The organism is Rhodobacter sp. TJ_12 (assembly GCF_020023995.1).
Taxonomy (GTDB): Bacteria; Pseudomonadota; Alphaproteobacteria; order Rhodobacterales; family Rhodobacteraceae; genus Rhodobacter.
Window position 1 is genome coordinate 75,623 of record NZ_NRRD01000014.1, and the last position, 15,979, is coordinate 91,601.

Below are 15,979 nucleotides of genomic sequence, written 5' to 3' on the forward strand. Positions count from 1 at the left end.
GGTGACGGGGGCTTTTTGTTGCGGAGGCGTGCTTGTCATGCGCGAATTGACCTTCGCTCCGCATATCGATACGCCGAGCGCGCATGTTCAGTGGCGACCAGCGCTTTTTGGTTGCCTTGTGAAGGAGAAGGTCAGTGACGGATCTGGCGACCGGGCAGTGTTTATGCGGCGCTGTGAAATTCCGCATTTCGGGACCTTTCGACAGTTTCTTTTTGTGTCACTGCGCACGCTGCCGCAAAGACAGCGGTTCTGCCCATTCGGCAAATCTGTTTTCATCCACTGCACAGATCACCTGGCTCTCGGGCGAAGAAAAGCGCACGCAATTCCAGCTTGCCGGTTCGCGGCATGAGAAATGTTTTTGTTCGACCTGCGGCTCCGCGATGCCCTTCCGGCAAGCGCATGGCGGGGTGCTTGTCGTTCCGGCAGGGTCGCTGGATAGCGCGGTCAAGATACAGCCCAACGCGCATATCTGTTACGCAAGTCGCGCAGATTGGGAGGATGGGCTTGCATCCCTTGAAAGGTTTGATGGGCTTCCCGAGTGAGTGACCGCCTTTAGGAGTGCCGGGGCGCATGGTTTTTGGGGACGCCCAAAACAAAAGGCGCCGCAGATGCAGCGCCCTTTCACACAGCGGTCTGAACCGGCTTAGCCCGCCCAGGTGCGGACCTGACCGCAATCCATATGCACAAAGTTGGAGCGCATGTATTTGCCCACGCCGCCTGCGTTGCACGCCGTGGCGGCGGCATAGATTTGCGGCACCGAACGGGATTTCAGTCGCAGATCGGCGGCCATGCCCTTCATATGAAGCGAATTCTTGGCAACCCCGCGCGATCGAGCGCGCAGCATCGCATTGGTCTTGGGCGAGCGGTAGCCCGACAGCATCATATAGGGTTCGCGGGTGTCCATCAGGTTATGCGCGGCAGCGGCAATGTCGATGGTGCGCGCGTCGATGTTCTTCACCTGATCGGTGCGCCAGTCGCGCATGAAGCGGTTGATCTCGCGCAGGGCCTCGGGAATGTAGTTGCCCTCGATCCAATAGATCGTGTCGATGCTTTCACCGGTGCGGCCCGAATACATGCGGATCCGTCGGATATCGCCCGCGCCGCGCAAAAGGCCGAAGGCGTTGCTCATGGTCGGCGCCGCAACCACCATCGTGGAAGCAAAGGCCGCCAGAAGGCCGCGACGGGAAGTCGTGATCATGCTCATATCGGTTGCCTGTCCCTTGGTCTTTTTTTGACCGCCACTTGTGCGGCTTTAACCACTTTATAACCTTACAGCGTGGCAAAATTATGGCACATGCAGAATCATGTTTCAAATCGTCATTTATCCTTTGGTGGGGGATTCCATACCTTTCGGCAATTTTCTGCTCAGATCGGTCATCCGCGGCCGCGGCCCTGACGGGCGCAGGCCACGGAATGCGGCGCTTTTGCGGCATTGCAGCATCAAAATCCCCTTGTTTTTCACGATGCTCTGGACAGGGCGGGGGAATTCTCACATGCTTCATGTCGGTTTCTTGAAGGGTGGGGCGACATGGCGAGATTGAACTGGGGTGCGGCTGGGCGCTCGGGTCTGGTGGCGTTGATGCTGGGCGCGGCGGCGCTGGGGCCGATGGGCTTGGGTGCGCCGGTGCAGGCGCAAACCGCCGGGCCGGTCATTCCGGGCTTTGCCCAAGCCGTGGCGGAAGCCGCCGCCGCCGATCCCGCCCTTTCGGCCTTTTACGCGGCCCGCGACTATGCGCCGATCTGGACCGATGGCGCGGCGACCGCGCGTCGGGCGGCCTTTTTTGCCGCGCTCGACCAAGCCGGGGCGCATGGCCTGCCGGTGGCGCGCTATGGGGCTGCGGCGTTGCGCGCGCGCTTTGCCAGCATCGAGACAGAGCGCGAACGCGGCCTTTTGGAGGCTGATGTCTCGCTCGCCTATTTGGCCTGGGCGCGCGATATTTCATCGGGCGCGCTGGAGCCGCAAAAGATCGACAGCGGCATCGTGCGCGACATCATCCGCCCCGAACCGCAAGACCTTCTGAATAATTTGGTCGCGGCCCCGGTGCCCGCGCATTACCTGCGCGGTCTTGCGCCGCAAACACCGCAATATGCCAATCTGATGCGTGCGCGGCTGCATCTGGCCGAGCAAATCGCCCAAGGCGGCTGGGGCGCGCCGGTGCCCGCAAAACGCCTTGGGCCGGGCGATAGCGGCCCCGCCGTTGTTGCATTGCGCGACCGGCTGATGAAGATGGGCTATCTGGGCCGTTCGATTTCGGGCAGCTATGATGGCGCGCTGCAAAAGGCGGTGCAAAGCTATCAATACGACCTTGGGATGAAAGCCGATGGCGTGGCGGGCGAAGCCACATTGGCGGAAATCAACACCGCCCCCGAAGAGCGGCTGAAATCCGTGCTGGTGGCGCTGGAGCGGCAGCGCTGGCTCAATGGCCGCGATCTGGGCGCGCGCCATATCTGGGTCAATATCGCCGATTTCACCGCCCGTATCATCGACGACGGGAAGATGAGCTTTGAATCCGTCACCGTGGTGGGGCAGAACCGCTCCGACCGGCGCACACCGGAATTTTCCGATGTGATGGAACTGATGGTGATCAACCCAAGTTGGTCGGTGCCGCGCTCGATCACCGTGAAAGAATATCTGCCGATGATGAAGCGCAATCCGGGCGCGGCGGGGCATATTCAACTGATCGACAGCCGCGGGCGGACGGTATCGCGCGATGCGGTGGATTTCGCCGCCTATAATGCGCGCAACTTCCCCTTTGCGATGCGCCAGCCGCCCTCGCGCGGGAATGCTTTGGGGCTGGTGAAATTCCTGTTCCCGAACAAACACCATATCTATCTGCACGACACGCCGTCGAAGTCGCTGTTCCAGCGCGATGTGCGCGCCTATAGCCACGGCTGCATCCGCGTGGGCCGCCCCTTTGATCTGGCCTATGCGCTTTTGGCGCGGCAGGTCGATGACCCCGAGGCCTATTTCCAGTCGATCCTGCGCACCGGGGCGGAAACCAGTGTTCCGCTGGAACAGCCGGTGCCGGTGCACTTGGTTTATTACACCGCCTATCCCAATGCACAGGGCCGGATCGAATACCGCCACGATGTCTATGGCCGCGATGCGCGCCTTTACGCGGCGCTGGAAACGGCAGGGGTGGCATTGGCGCCGCTGACGAATTAAATCTCTGCCACGGCGGCACGCCGGGCAGAGGAGCACATTATGGCGCAGACGGTCGAAACCATCGCACGGGCATTGGCGGCGCAGGCTGCGGGCGATCTCAGCTTGCCCATCGACAGCGCGTCAGAGCCGCAATCCGCCGGGCCGCGCCAGATCGCCTTGGCGATGAGCGCGAAATACCTGCCCGGTCTGGCGCAAGGGTCCGCACTGGCCGCCATCGTGCCCGAAGGCACCGATTGGCAGGCTTTGGGGCTTAAGGCGGCAATTTTCGTCGCGCGCCCGCGTCTGGCGATGGCGGGGCTATCAAAAGCCTTTGATCCTGGGCCCGAGATCGCGCCGGGCATCCATCCCAGCGCCGTCATCGACCCCAGCGCCGAAATTGGCGACGGCGCGGCTATCGGGCCTTTCGTGGTGATCGGCCGCGGGGTGAAGATCGGCCCCGGGGCCCGGATCGCGGCCCATGTCAGCATTGCCGAACATGCCAAGATCGGCGCGCAAGCGCTGGTGCTGAATGGGGTAAAAATCGGCGCGCGTGTGGTGATCGGGGATCGGTTCATCGCCCAGCCGGGCGCGGTGATCGGTTCGGACGGGTTTTCCTTTGTCACGCCGGAAAAATCCGGTGTCGAGGAAGTGCGCGAAACCTTGGGCCAGCGTGCCGATCTCAAAGACCAAAGTTGGACCCGGATCCACAGCCTTGGCACGGTGGAAATCGGCGATGATGTGGAACTTGGCGCCAATGTCGCGATTGACCGGGGCACGGTGCGCGCGACCTCCATCGGCGCGGGCACCAAGCTCGATAACCTTGTGCATATTGGTCACAACGTGCAAGTCGGGCGCGATTGTCTTTTGTGCGGGCAGGTCGGCATTGCCGGATCGTCGCGGATTGGCGACCGGGTGGTGCTGGGCGGCCAATGCGGGGTGAATGACAATATCTTTGTCGGCGATGATGTGATCGCGGGCGGCGCCACCAAGATCTTTACCAACGCGCCTGCGGGCCGTGTGTTGCTGGGCTATCCGGCGCTGAAGATGGAAACCCATGTCGAGGCGTGGAAGAATATCCGCCGCCTGCCGCGACTCTTTGCGCAAATGGCGGAACTTCGAGAAACTGTTACAAATCTCTCGCAAAAGAAGGGCACGGAGTAACGCCAGATGAGGCCCGACATGCAAGACCAGATTCTTTCGATCATCGCGCGCGAAGCGGCGATGGAGCCGGCCGAAGTGCACCCCGATATGACGCTTGAGGAATTGGGGCTCGACAGCCTCGGCTTGGTCGAGATGATCTTCTCGATCGAGGAAACCTTCGGTGTTTCGGTCCCGTTCAACGCCAATGAGCCGACGCAAAGCGATTTTGACATCTCTTCTGTGGGGGCCATCGTGCGCGCGGTGGAACGGTTGATCGCGTCGCCGCAACCGGAAATGGCCTAACGCATGCGGCGTGTCGTTGTTACCGGGGCCGGAACGGTCAATGCGCTTGCCCCGGATGCTGTCGGCACGCTGGCCGCCATGAAAGCGGGGCGCTGTGGCATCGGCGCCTTGGAGTTTGCCGATGTGGAGCGGCTGACGATCCGCATCGGCGCGCAGGTAAAGGGCTTTGCGCCCGAGACCCTGTTCGAAAAGAACAAGCTTTCGCTTTATGACCGGTTCACCCAATTCGGCCTTTTGGCCGCGCGTGAGGCGATGGGGCAGGCGGGCCTGACCGAGGTGCCGGGCGATCGGACCCGCTGGGGCGCGATCATCGGCACCGCAGGCGGCGGCAATGCCACGGTGAACGAGGCCTATCGCGCCGTTTATGCCGAGGGTAAGAACCGCGTCCATCCGTTCACCGTGCCGCGGCTGATGGGCAATGCGGCGGCCTCGCATATCTCGATGGCATGGGGGCTGATGGGGCCCAGCTTCGCGGTGGCGACCGCTTGTGCCAGCTCCAACCATGCGATTGGCTTGGCCTATCAGATGATCCGTTCGGGCATGGCCGATGGCATGTTGGCGGGCGGTGCGGAATCGATGCTGAATTTCGGCGGGCTGAAGGCTTGGGAGGGGCTGCGGGTGATGTCGCCCGATGGCTGCCGCCCCTTTGCCGCCAATCGCAACGGCATGGTGCAGGGCGAAGGCGCGGGCGTCTTTGTGCTGGAAACGCTCGATAGCGCGCAGGCGCGTGGCGCCAATATCTTGGCCGAAATCACCGGCTTTGCCATGTGCTCCGATGCGGGCGATATTGTGATGCCGTCGCGCGATGGCGCAGCGCGGGCAATGCGCGGCGCGCTGGCCGATGCCGGGATTGCCGCCGATCAGGTGGATTACATCAATGCCCATGGCACCGGCACCAATGCCAATGACCGCACCGAGGCGGCGGCGATCTTGGACGTGTTCGCAGATCGCGGCAAGGTCGTGCCTGTTTCCTCCACCAAGGCGATGCATGGCCATTGTATCGGCGCCACCGGCGCGGTGGAGATGTTTGCCTGCCTGATGGCGCTGAATGAGGGCGTGATCGCCCCCACGGTGAACCATGATGCACCCGATCCCGATTGCCCGTTGGATGTGGTGCCCAACAGCGCGCGCGAGGCGCAGGTAAAAACCGTGATGTCCAACGCCTTTGCCTTTGGCGGGTTGAACGCGGTTTTGGTGCTGTCCAAAATCTAACGCCGCCCCGAAGGGCGGCGCTTTCAAAAGCTTTTTATTTCCGGCGCTTGGCGCCCGATCTTCGCTTATTGCGCGGCCGGTTTGGGCAGCGCGTCAAAGGCGGCGGTAAAGCCTTTAAGCGAAATCATCAGTTCCACCGGCGTATCGGGCGCGGCGGCGGGCACGATCGTCATGGCGATCTTGTTGCCCTTTTTGAACAGGTCGATGTCCTTGTCTTTCAAGAACACGTTGGAATAGCAGCCCGCCTGCGAGCAGACGTTGAAGGGCAGGGCAATCGCCTCTTGCGAGTCGATCTTGAGCTTCACGCCTTGGGTCAGCAGGGTTTCCAGCGGGGTGGTGATTGTCGCCCCGGCGGCTGCATCGTCATTGCCGGGCAGCGCCATGATCGAAATCGCGGCCGTGCCGGTGCCTTCGCTATCCTTGAGCAATTGGAACATTTCGCACGGCTCGCTGCCGCTTTCGGTGCGCAGGCACTGAATTTCCCAATCGTCGTGCGTTTCTTTGACATAGGTGGTGCCCGGACCCTCGGCCGAGGCGGCCGGCGGCGCATCCGCCGTCGCGGCAGGCGCGGCGGTTTCTTGCGCACCCGCCATCGGGGCGGAAAGGCCAAGGGTCAGCATCAGGGCAAGGGAAGTGCTTTGTTTCATCATAATGTTTCCTCCACGGGGATGAGGCCGATTTAACATGCCCGGTTGCGGCTGTCCCTAGCAAATCTGCCCGCAAAAAACACGATCAGGCACGGGAACACTGACAGTTGCGTGAGCCCGATCACGCACGTCATCGGCGCAGGGCTTGGCAGAAAACAAGACGAAGGGCCCCGTTTCCGAAGCCCTTCGATCCCCCTGTCGGACCGGCCGACTATATCATTGCGCTGAACGCTAGAGCGGATGCGCGCGCAGGTCAACAGTCAAATACACCTTTGCCAAACCTTTGTTCGTGAAAAGAAAAATCAGAAATAAAGGAAAAAGCCGCGCCCGAGGGCGCGGCCAGTCGACAGGGAGGAAGTGTTCCGCGGCCAAAGGTGCCAAGGCGGAACATCCTCAATCTGGCACAAATTGGTTAAACAAGTATTGTGCCCCTTAGTCACAGGGGGTGGCGTAGCACGTTCGGAGAGACGCGATGACCGGAGTTTTGACCGAGACAGGCCTGTTTGTGGGCGGCGGTGGCGCGGGCTATGCCGTGGCGCAAGACCTCGCGCTTAAATACGGCAACCGTCATGGGCTGGTCGCGGGCGCCACCGGCACCGGCAAGACCGTGACGCTGCAAATTCTGGCCGAGGGGTTCTCGGCCGCCGGGGTGCCGGTCTTCATGGCGGATGTGAAAGGGGATCTGGGCGGCATTGCGATGCCCGGTTCGGCCTTGGGCAAGCTGCATGAGCCGTTTTTGAAACGCGCGCAAACCATCGGCTTCGATCTGACGTACCGCGCCTATCCGGTGACCTTTTGGGACATGTTCGGCCAGCAGGGCCACCCGGTGCGCACGACAATCTCGGATATGGGGCCGCTGTTGCTGGCGCGGCTGCTTGATCTGTCTGAGGCGCAAGAGGGCGTTTTGAACATTGCCTTCCATCTGGCCGATGCCGAAGGGCTGGCGCTGCTTGATCTGGAGGATCTGCGCGCGATGCTCGTTTACGTGGGCGAACAGGCCGATGCACTGTCTTTGCGCTATGGCAATATTTCGTCGCGTTCGGTGGGCGCGATCCAGCGCCAATTGCTGGTGTTGGAAAATCAGGGCGCGGCGCATTTCTTCGGCGAGCCCGCGCTGGATCTGGCCGATATGATGACCTGCGCCCCTGATGGGCGCGGGCAGATCAACATTCTGGCCGCCGATAAGCTGATGTCCTCGCCCCGGCTTTATGCGACCTTTCTGTTGTGGCTCCTGTCGGAATTGTTCGAAGAACTGCCCGAGGTGGGCGACCCGGACAAGCCGCGTTTTGTGTTCTTTTTCGATGAAGCGCATCTGCTGTTTGACGATGCGCCCAAGGCTTTGATCGATAAGGTGGAACAGGTGGCGCGGCTGATCCGATCCAAAGGCGTGGGGGTCTATTTCATCACGCAAAACCCCGCCGATGTGCCCGAAGCGATCTTGGGGCAGCTTGGCAACCGGGTGCAGCATGCCCTGCGCGCCTTTACCGCCAAGGATCAAAAAGATTTGCGCCGCGCGGCGGAAAACTATCGCCCCAATCCGCGTTTTGAAACCGAAACCGCGATCAAGGAGGTGGGTACCGGCGAGGCGGTGACCTCTTTTTTGCAGCCTAAGGGCGTGCCCGGCGTGGTCGAACGCACGCTGGTGCGCCCGCCGCAATCGCGTCTTGGCCCGATCACGGCGGAAGAACGGCGCGCGGTGCTGATGGCCTCGCCCTTCGGGGGGAAATACGACACGCCGCTAGATCGCGAATCCGCCTCGGAAATTTTGGCGGCGCGGGCGCAAAAGGCGGCCGAAGACGCCGCCGCCGCCGATCACGCGGCACAGGCGCCAGAGGCGCGCGCCAAGCTGGAATTCACCCGCGCGCGCCGGTTCACCCCGATCAAGCCCACGCCCGCGCCGCGCAAAACCACCGCGCGCCGTTCCTCGCGCAGCGACAGCATTGCCGAGGTGTTCGGAAAATCGCTGGCCCGGCAATTGGCAACCAAGGCAGGCCAGCAGATCGTGCGCGGGCTTTTGGGCTCGTTGTTCAAGGCGCGCTAGGCGGTGGCGCGGGCGGGGTGCTTAACCGCACCTCAGCCATCAGCGCGATCAACACCTCGACATGGCGGGGGAAACTATAGGCGGCGGTGCCCTTGCGCCGTGCCTCTTCCAGTTTGGATTCGCTGGCCAGAAGCGCTTGCACCGCCGCATCGGGCGCGGGCGGCACGGCGGTGGCCAAAAGCCGCTTGAGCGCGCGGCGGCGGTCATAATCGTGCAAACCGCAGCGTGCGGCGCGGATCAAAAGCTTGGGGCGGCGCAGATGCGCCAGCGGGCCTGTCGGATCGGTCATAATGCTCTCCCTACGCGTTTCGGGAAAAGCGAAACACAACCTAAGCGGGTGTTGCGTGTTTATAAAAACAACCGAACGCTGCATTTAATCGTCTTTATAATTTTTACAGGAGGTTCGAACACGGCCCGCTTCTTAATGAACGGGTAACCAAGACAAACTCGCTCGGACAGCAAGCGGGGGCCCTTAGACCGGGCCGCGCTTTGGGGACACAGATGACCAAAATCCCGACAGCCTTGGAGGGGCTGCCCAGGTGGTTGCCAGACGGCGTCAGGATCTACCTGCGCCATGTCGAAGAAGGGGTGCCGATCCGCCAATTGGCGCGGGCCGAAGGCTGCGCCGCCTCGACGATCTTGCGCCGGGTGCGCCGGATCGAGGCGCGCCGCGACGATCCCTTGGTCGATGAGGCGCTGGCCCGTCTGGGCGCGCATTTGCCCCGTGTCGCCCCCGCATCGCTTGCCGAGCCGCAACAGGAAAAGAGACCGATGACTGCACCGATCCGACCTGCCCGGAGCTCTGTTGACGACGATCTTTTGGCGCGCGAAGCCCGCCGTATTTTGCGCCGCTTGGCCGAGCCGGGCGCGGTTTTGGTGATTGGGGCAGAGATGGATATGGCGGTGGTGCTGCGTGGCACGGTGCGCACCGCGGTGGTCGCACGCGACGTGGCGCAGGGCTTTGCTTTGAAAGACTGGATCGCGGTCAAACATAGCGGGCGGGTGACCAGCTATGACATCACTGCCGCCGGGCGCGCCACGCTGAAACGGATGCTGGTCGAAGAGGCGATTGCGCGCGGCGATGACCCGGGCGCGGCCTCCACCCCCTTTGGCGATCAGCACCGCGATTGGGGCAGCCGTGCCGCGCCCGAAGCGCAAGACACGGAGCCGCAAGGGCAGCCGCGCCGGTTGCGGGCCAATCTGTCTGAAAGCCCGCTGCGGGTTTTGGCGCGGCGGCGCGATGCTAAGGGCAAGCCTTTCTTGACGCCGGAGCTGGTGGCGGCGGGCGAACGGCTGCGCGAAGATTTCGAACTGGCGCAAATGGGGCCGCGCGTGGCGCAAAACTGGGAACGGTTCATGACCGGCGGTGCGCGCGGCCAATATCGGCCTGATCTGGGCACCGGGGGCCCCGGCGGGTCAGAGCGCGCGCGCGAACGCGTGGCGGCGGCACTTTCCGACCTTGGCCCCGGTTTGGGCGATATGGTGCTGCGGTGCTGCTGTTTTCTGGAAGGTCTGGAGGCCGCGGAAAAGCGCATGGGCTGGTCGGCGCGTTCGGGCAAGATTGTGCTGCGCATCGCGCTGATGCGGCTTAAGCGCCATTATGACGAGACCTATGGCGGGGCCGCGCCGATGATTGGTTGAGGCACGCTCCATTCTCTGCGCGCCGGCTTCCGGGGGCTGGCCGCGGGGCCTCCGGGCGCGAAGCCGCTTGGGGCATTGGGGGCGTTTTGCGCGGGGTCTGGCACGCCCCTTGAGGCAGGGGCGCTTTCGCTCTAATTATGCGCCATGCCTGATGAAAGGACACAGCCTTGCGCGATTTGAAACTTCCCGGCCAGCGTCACCCCGAAAAAGCGCATCGCCCCGACAATGCGCAGCCCAAGAAACCGAACTGGATCCGGGTCAAGGCACCCACCTCGCAAGGCTATAAAGACACGCGCGAGATTTTGAAGACGAACAAGCTGGTCACGGTCTGTGAAGAGGCAGGCTGCCCGAATGTGGGCGAATGCTGGAGCCATGGCCACGCCACGATGATGATCATGGGCGAGATTTGCACCCGCGGGTGCAGCTTTTGCAATGTCGCCACCGGCAAGCCCGAAACCTTGGATGCCTTCGAGCCGGGCCGCGTTGCCCATGCGGTCGAAACGCTGGGGCTGAAGCATGTCGTCATCACCTCGGTTGACCGCGACGATCTGGAAGACGGCGGGGCCGAGCATTTCGCGCAAACGATCCGCGCCGTGCGCCACCGTGCCCCCGAAACGACGATTGAGGTTTTGACGCCGGACTTTCTTAAATGCGGCCCGAAAGCGCTTGAAATCGTTGTCGAAGCGAAACCCGATGTATTCAACCACAACCTGGAAACCGTGCCGGGCCTTTACCCCGATGTGCGCCCCGGGGCGCGCTATTTCCACAGCTTACGCCTGCTGCAACGGGTGAAAGAACTTGACCCAAGCATGTTCACCAAATCGGGCATCATGGTCGGCCTTGGCGAAAACCGCCAAGAAGTGTTGCAGGTGATGGATGATATGCGCTCGGCCGATATCGATTTTCTGACCATCGGCCAATATCTGCAACCCACGCCCAAACACCATGCGGTGGATCGGTTCGTGACGCCCGAGGAATTCGCGGATTACGAAAAATCCGCCTATGGCAAAGGGTTTGGCATGGTGTCGGCCACGCCCTTGACCCGGTCCAGCTACCATGCGGGCGATGATTTCGCGCAGCTGCGCGCAGCGCGGCTGAAAAAGCTGGGCCAAGCGGAATGAGCGCGTCGCGCGCGGCGCCACAACGCACGGCGCTTGTCACCGGGGCGGCGGGTTTCATCGGCTATCACCTGTGCCAAGCGCTTTTGGATGAAGGCTGGCGGGTGATCGGCATCGACAACCTGTCGGACTATTATGACGTGCAGCTGAAAGAGCGCCGTCAAGCGATGCTTTGCCAAAACCCCGGCTTTGCGATTGTGAATGACAGCATCCAAACGCCCGGCGTGATGATGGGGCTGTTTGAAACGCACCGCCCCGATGTGGTGATCCATCTCGCGGCGCAGGCGGGCGTGCGTTATTCGATTGAAAACCCGCGCTCTTATCTCGACACCAATATCACCGGCACGTTTGAGATATTGGAGGCCGCGCGCGCCTTCCCGCCCGCGCATATGCTCTTGGCCTCGACCTCGTCGGCCTATGGCGCGAACACCGTGATGCCCTATGCCGAGGTGGCGAAGGCCGACCATCAGATGAGCTTTTACGCTGCCACGAAAAAGGCCACGGAATCGATGGCGCATAGCTATGCGCATCTGTTCGGTCTGCGGGTGACGATGTTCCGCTTTTTCACGGTTTACGGCCCGTGGGGGCGCCCCGATATGGCGCTGTTCAAATTCACCAAGGCGATTTTGGCGGGCGAACCGATCGACGTGTATAACCACGGCGATATGAAGCGCGACTTCACCTATGTGACCGATTTGGTCGCCGCGATCCGGCTGTTGATAGAAGCCGTGCCGGTGCGCCCCGAAGATGGCATGGTGCAAGAAGGCGATAGCCTGTCGCCCGTGGCGCCCTTCCGCGTGGTGAACATTGGCAATTCCGAACCCGTGCAATTGACCGATTTCATCGCCGCGATCGAGGCGGCCACGGGGCAGGTGGCGACGCGTAATCTGATGGATATGCAGCCCGGCGACGTGCCCGCCACTTGGGCCGATGCCACGCTTTTGACCCGGCTGACCGGCTATGCGCCGCAAACCCGCGTGCCCGAAGGCGTGAAAGCCTTTGTCGATTGGTATCGCGCCTATTACGCGGTCTAACAGGTGCCACGCACTCTGGCGGATTTGGCTCAAGTTTGAAGGGCTTGGTTCGGACCGAACCGGCCCTGTCTACCACTCTTTAAGGTCTATGCTGTTTTCTCTTTCTCGGGTGTGAAAGGGGGTCGTGCGCTTTGGCGCGCGCCCGAATAATCGGGAAAGGGGTCTTTCATGACTTTGCAAAAAACCCGTCTGCGGGGGAGCAGATCATTTTGGCACAGGGGGCTTGGCGGGATGCTGGCGGCCTTGGGCCTGTGGATGGCCCAGCCGGCCTGGGCGCCGGGGGCCGGGGCGCAGGGGCTGTCGTTTTCCGATATGTTGATCCCGGTCGCCGGGGTGCGCGTGGTGCAACGCGACCGGGGGGGATATGTCGGTGCGCGCGGGCGCGAGATTGAACGCATGCGCCGCGAAGGCGAGCGGGTCGAAATTCGCGGGATCTGCCTGTCGGCCTGCACCATGTATCTGGATTTGCCCAATGTCTGTGTCGCGCCGGATGCGGTGTTGGGCTTTCACGGGCCGAGCGATCACGGCCGCCCGCTTTCGCCCGAGCGGTTTGAACGCTGGTCGCGCGAAATGGCGCGTCATTACCGCGAGCCGCTCTATTCATGGTATATGAAAAAGGCGCGTTACGAGACGCAGGGCTATTTCAGCCTGCGCGGCGCGCAACTGATCGCCATGGGCTATCCGCGCTGCTAGCGCGGGGCCCCTTTTCGGTTTGCTGCTGAGGATGTGTCGCGGTCTTGGGCCGCGCCCATTGTCGTGATCAGAGGCTGAACCGGCGCCACGGGCGCGCCTCACCCGTTGCGGAAATGCTTGGCAAGCTTCAGCCCTTGGCCTTGGTAATTCGAGGCAATGCCCGCGCCGTACAGCCGTTCGGGCCGATCCGCCATCCGCTCGTAAACCAGCCGCCCAACGACTTGACCATGTTCCAGCACAAAGGGCGCTTCGTGGCAGCGCACCTCCAACACGCCGCGCGCGCCTTCGCCGCCCGCCGCGCCATGGCCAAAGCCGGGGTCGAAAAAGCCCGCATAATGCACCCGGAACTCGCCCACCATCGCAAGATAGGGGGCCATTTCAGCGGCAAAATCGGGCGGGATTACCACCGCCTCGCGGCTGACCAGAATGTAAAACGCGCCGGGGTCCAGAATGATCCGCCCTTCGCGCGTACGCACTTCTTCCCAAAAGTCAGAGGCCGGATAATGCGCGATCCGGTCGAGATCGATCACCCCGGTGTGGGGCTTGGCGCGATAGCCGACCAGATCGCCCGCCGCGGGGCGCAGATCGACCGAAAAACCCAAGCCGTGGTCGATCACGGCATCTTCGCTCACCAAAGGCTCGGCGCTGTGCAGCGCCTTGAGTTCCGCATCGCTCAATGCCGCTTGGCCCGCGCGAAAGCGGATCTGGTTCAGCCGCATCCCCGGCCGCACCAACACCGAAAAGGAGCGCGGGCAAATTTCGGCGTAAAGCGGGCCGCTATAGCCTTCGGGGATGCGGTCAAATTCCGTGCCGCCATCGGTGATGACACGGGTCAGCAAATCCAACCGCCCGGTCGAGCTTTTGGCGTTTGACACCGCCGTCAACCCCGCAGGCAGGGCAAGGCTTTCCATCAACGGCACCAGATAGACGCAGCCCTTTTCCAAAACCGCGCCGTCGGACAGGTCCATCCGGTGCATTTCGAAATCGGCCAGTTTCGTTTCCACCCGTTCGGTGCGCCCGGCCAAGAACGAGGCACGGATACGATAGGCCACGCGGCCCAAACGCAGATCGAGGCTTGCGGGTTGGATCTGTTCGGCGGTCACGGGGGCGTCGGCGACGATCTCGCCGCGCTCGATCATCGCGCGCAATGCGCTGTCGGGAAGAACGCCTTGCATGTCAAAGCCTCGTGCAAATCGGGTGTCGGATATGCGAACGCCCACCCCCGAAGGAGTGGGCGTTGTTCGGATGGTCGGGCCGGAGAGATTCGAACTCTCGACCTTCCGCCCCCCAGACGGACGCGCTAACCAGGCTGCGCCACGGCCCGACGAGGCGCATATAGAGCCATTGCGCGGTCGGGTGCAAGCGCCAAAACGCAACTTTTTCCCGCGAATTGTTCGCCGCCTTCGGGGCGGGGCGCGCGCGCATGATCAGCGCCGCGCCGGGGGCGGGCGTGGCGGCTGTGCCAGCCGGGCACGCAGGGCCATCAGTCGGTCATGCGACGACAGAAGCCGCATCCGCTCAATCGGCGACAGCGCAACCGGGGCAAAGCTCCCCAGCCCCTCTTTCAGCGCGCCGAGCGGATTCACCGTAGGGTCGATCTGCCCGGCGGCGGGAATTTCTTGGCTGAGCGGCGCGGTGCCGCTCAGGATCAGGCTGACGACCCGTTCAAGCGGGTCGGGCGCGGGCGGTCCGGCGACCGGTTTGGACGGCGGCGCGGCGTCGCCCGTCTTAGGCACGGGGTCCGTGTCCAATGCCAGCGGCGGGGCAGGGCGTTCGGGCGCGGGCGCCATCTGTGCCCCCGTCTCAAGCCAAGCTTCCGCTTCTGTCTCTGCGTCGGGCTCTGGCTCAATCTCTGGCGCGGGCGCGGGCCCGATCTCTGGCGCGGGGTCCGGTTCGGGAACCGGCGGCAAATCGGGGCCCGGTGCGGGGGGCGCGTCGGGCGGCAAGTCCGGGTCTGGCGCGGGGGCCGGAGGTTCCGGCGCGGGCTCTGGCACAGGCTCAGGCGTGGGCACCGGGTCGGGGTCGGGCGCGGCGCTGGGTGCGGGCGGGAAATAGTCAAAAAGCGAAGGCTGATGCCATTCCTGTTCCATCGACAGGCTGGCTGGGGCCGCAGGCGTGGGCACTTCCACCGGATGATGGCGTGGCCCGCGCGGGGCCACAAAGGAATAGGCGCTGTCTTTCGGCTCTGGCTCTGGCTCGGGCTCCGGCTCAGGTTCTGGCTCTGGTTCTGGCTCTGGCGCGAGGTCTGTCTCAGGTTCTGAGGCCGCGTCGCTTTCGCTCCACGGCGCAGGGGCCTGTGCCACATCGGGCTGTGGTTCCGAGAGGCTATCGGGCACCTGTTCGGGGTCGTGGTCCGTCCCGTGTTCCGCAACAGGCGCTTCATCCGCGTCTTCACGGGGCGGGGCTTGCGGTTCAGTCTCTGCGCCAATCGGCGCGTCGGGTGCCAGAGCCTCTGGGGGATGCGGTTCGACTTCTGGCGCATCGGCCTCGGTTTGCGCCACGGGAGGCTGTGGCTGCGGGGGCGCGGCGCGGCGGAACATGAAGGCCGGGGCTTGGGCTTCCGGCTCAGGTTCAGGGGCGGGCGCGGGCCGGCGCGCGCGCGCAAAGACCAGCGGCACATCTTGCTCCGGCTCCGGCTCCGGTTCCGCTTCTGGCGCGGGGGCCGTTTCCGATTGGGACGCCGCGTCTTCATCGGGTTCCGCGTCAGCCGCGACCGCGTCGGTCGTCTCGGCGTCAGAAAGCGCTTCGGCGTCAGGGGCGGGCTCTGATGCGGCCTCGGGCAGATCCGCGGGGGGTGCTTGTGCGACGGTGTCTTCGTCAAGCTCCGCCGCTTCAGTGGCGGTGGTGTCTTCAGCGTCGATCGGGTCGGTTTCGGGCCAATCGGGCGCGAAAAGCGCTTGCATTGCCCCCGACTCTGGCGATGTTTCCTCAGCCTCAGCCTCAGCCTCAGCCTCAGCCTCAGCCTCAGCCTCAGCCTCAGCCTCAGCCTCAGCCTCAGCCTCAGC

Annotated in this window: 15 protein-coding genes, 1 tRNA gene and 1 pseudogene; 11 read left to right on the forward strand and 6 right to left on the reverse strand. The window is 63.3% G+C overall.

Annotation, left to right across the window (positions count from 1 at the left end; all coding sequences use genetic code 11):
• Positions 1-37: 37 nt before the first annotated feature.
• Positions 38-349, forward strand: coding sequence for a hypothetical protein (locus tag CKO11_RS11260; RefSeq protein ID WP_223638617.1), 312 nt, complete (start codon positions 38-40; stop codon positions 347-349).
• Positions 267-542 carry a GFA family protein gene (locus tag CKO11_RS17620; protein WP_223638608.1) on the forward strand — a complete coding sequence of 92 codons (276 nt, stop codon included), beginning with the start codon at positions 267-269 and terminating at the stop codon, positions 540-542. The genes CKO11_RS11260 and CKO11_RS17620 overlap by 83 nt, the downstream gene beginning before the upstream one ends.
• A gap of 101 nt (positions 543-643) precedes the next feature.
• Here CKO11_RS17620 and CKO11_RS11270 read toward each other — a convergent pair whose 3' ends face one another.
• Positions 644-1,204 carry a YcbK family protein gene (locus CKO11_RS11270; RefSeq protein ID WP_223638488.1) on the reverse strand — a complete coding sequence of 187 codons (561 nt, stop codon included), beginning with the start codon at positions 1,202-1,204 and terminating at the stop codon, positions 644-646.
• 324 nt (positions 1,205-1,528) lie between these two features.
• Here CKO11_RS11270 and CKO11_RS11275 point away from each other — a divergent pair, with 324 nt between their 5' ends.
• From CKO11_RS11275 to CKO11_RS11290, 4 genes are read left to right on the forward strand one after another with little or no spacing between them, the layout of a single operon-like run.
• Positions 1,529-3,166 carry a L,D-transpeptidase family protein gene (locus tag CKO11_RS11275; protein ID WP_411742014.1) on the forward strand — a complete coding sequence of 546 codons (1,638 nt, stop codon included), beginning with the start codon at positions 1,529-1,531 and terminating at the stop codon, positions 3,164-3,166.
• Between the two features lie 39 nt (positions 3,167-3,205).
• On the forward strand, positions 3,206-4,306 hold the full coding sequence (lpxD, locus tag CKO11_RS11280; RefSeq protein ID WP_223638491.1) for a UDP-3-O-(3-hydroxymyristoyl)glucosamine N-acyltransferase: 1,101 nt from the start codon (positions 3,206-3,208) through the stop codon (positions 4,304-4,306).
• A gap of 6 nt (positions 4,307-4,312) precedes the next feature.
• Positions 4,313-4,588, forward strand: coding sequence for an acyl carrier protein (locus CKO11_RS11285; RefSeq protein WP_223638493.1), 276 nt, complete (start codon positions 4,313-4,315; stop codon positions 4,586-4,588).
• Between the two features lie 3 nt (positions 4,589-4,591).
• Complete coding sequence (locus CKO11_RS11290) at positions 4,592-5,800, forward strand: beta-ketoacyl-[acyl-carrier-protein] synthase family protein (RefSeq protein ID WP_223638496.1); 1,209 nt, start codon at positions 4,592-4,594, stop codon at positions 5,798-5,800.
• Positions 5,801-5,865: 65 nt separating this feature from the next.
• Here the strand turns inward: CKO11_RS11290 and CKO11_RS11295 are convergent, their stop codons facing one another.
• Positions 5,866-6,447: an invasion associated locus B family protein gene (locus CKO11_RS11295; protein ID WP_223638499.1), complete on the reverse strand. Its 582-nt coding sequence runs from the start codon at positions 6,445-6,447 to the stop codon at positions 5,866-5,868.
• A 472-nt stretch (positions 6,448-6,919) separates the two neighbouring features.
• Here CKO11_RS11295 and CKO11_RS11300 point away from each other — a divergent pair, with 472 nt between their 5' ends.
• Positions 6,920-8,488 carry a helicase HerA-like domain-containing protein gene (locus tag CKO11_RS11300; protein WP_223638502.1) on the forward strand — a complete coding sequence of 523 codons (1,569 nt, stop codon included), beginning with the start codon at positions 6,920-6,922 and terminating at the stop codon, positions 8,486-8,488.
• On the opposite strand, the gene CKO11_RS11305 is transcribed toward CKO11_RS11300, so the two are convergent.
• The gene (locus CKO11_RS11305; protein WP_223638505.1) at positions 8,475-8,777 is read right to left on the reverse strand and encodes a DUF6477 family protein; all 303 of its coding nucleotides are present in this window, start codon (positions 8,775-8,777) and stop codon (positions 8,475-8,477) included. The two genes, CKO11_RS11300 and CKO11_RS11305, sit on opposite strands and share 14 nt — an antisense overlap.
• Before the next feature lie 212 nt (positions 8,778-8,989).
• On the opposite strand from CKO11_RS11305, the gene CKO11_RS11310 reads away from it, so the two are divergent.
• The 4 genes from CKO11_RS11310 to CKO11_RS11325 all read left to right on the forward strand — a co-directional run bounded on the left by CKO11_RS11310 (position 8,990) and on the right by CKO11_RS11325 (position 12,974).
• The gene (locus CKO11_RS11310) at positions 8,990-10,129 is read left to right on the forward strand and encodes a DUF6456 domain-containing protein (protein ID WP_223638508.1); all 1,140 of its coding nucleotides are present in this window, start codon (positions 8,990-8,992) and stop codon (positions 10,127-10,129) included.
• Positions 10,130-10,296: 167 nt separating this feature from the next.
• Positions 10,297-11,250, forward strand: coding sequence for a lipoyl synthase (gene lipA, locus CKO11_RS11315; protein ID WP_223638510.1), 954 nt, complete (start codon positions 10,297-10,299; stop codon positions 11,248-11,250).
• Complete coding sequence (locus CKO11_RS11320) at positions 11,247-12,281, forward strand: SDR family NAD(P)-dependent oxidoreductase (protein ID WP_223638521.1); 1,035 nt, start codon at positions 11,247-11,249, stop codon at positions 12,279-12,281. Before lipA ends, CKO11_RS11320 begins: the two co-directional genes overlap by 4 nt.
• A gap of 168 nt (positions 12,282-12,449) precedes the next feature.
• Positions 12,450-12,974, forward strand: a complete 525-nt coding sequence (locus CKO11_RS11325; protein WP_223638524.1) for a hypothetical protein — start codon at positions 12,450-12,452, stop codon at positions 12,972-12,974.
• 98 nt (positions 12,975-13,072) lie between these two features.
• Here the strand turns inward: CKO11_RS11325 and CKO11_RS11330 are convergent, their stop codons facing one another.
• The 3 genes and pseudogenes from CKO11_RS11330 to CKO11_RS11340 all read right to left on the reverse strand — a co-directional run.
• Positions 13,073-14,149: a 2'-deoxycytidine 5'-triphosphate deaminase gene (locus tag CKO11_RS11330; protein ID WP_223638526.1), complete on the reverse strand. Its 1,077-nt coding sequence runs from the start codon at positions 14,147-14,149 to the stop codon at positions 13,073-13,075.
• A gap of 71 nt (positions 14,150-14,220) precedes the next feature.
• A tRNA-Pro gene (locus CKO11_RS11335) sits at positions 14,221-14,298 on the reverse strand.
• 103 nt (positions 14,299-14,401) lie between these two features.
• A pseudogene (locus tag CKO11_RS11340) lies at positions 14,402-15,979 on the reverse strand (hypothetical protein); the annotation flags it as partial.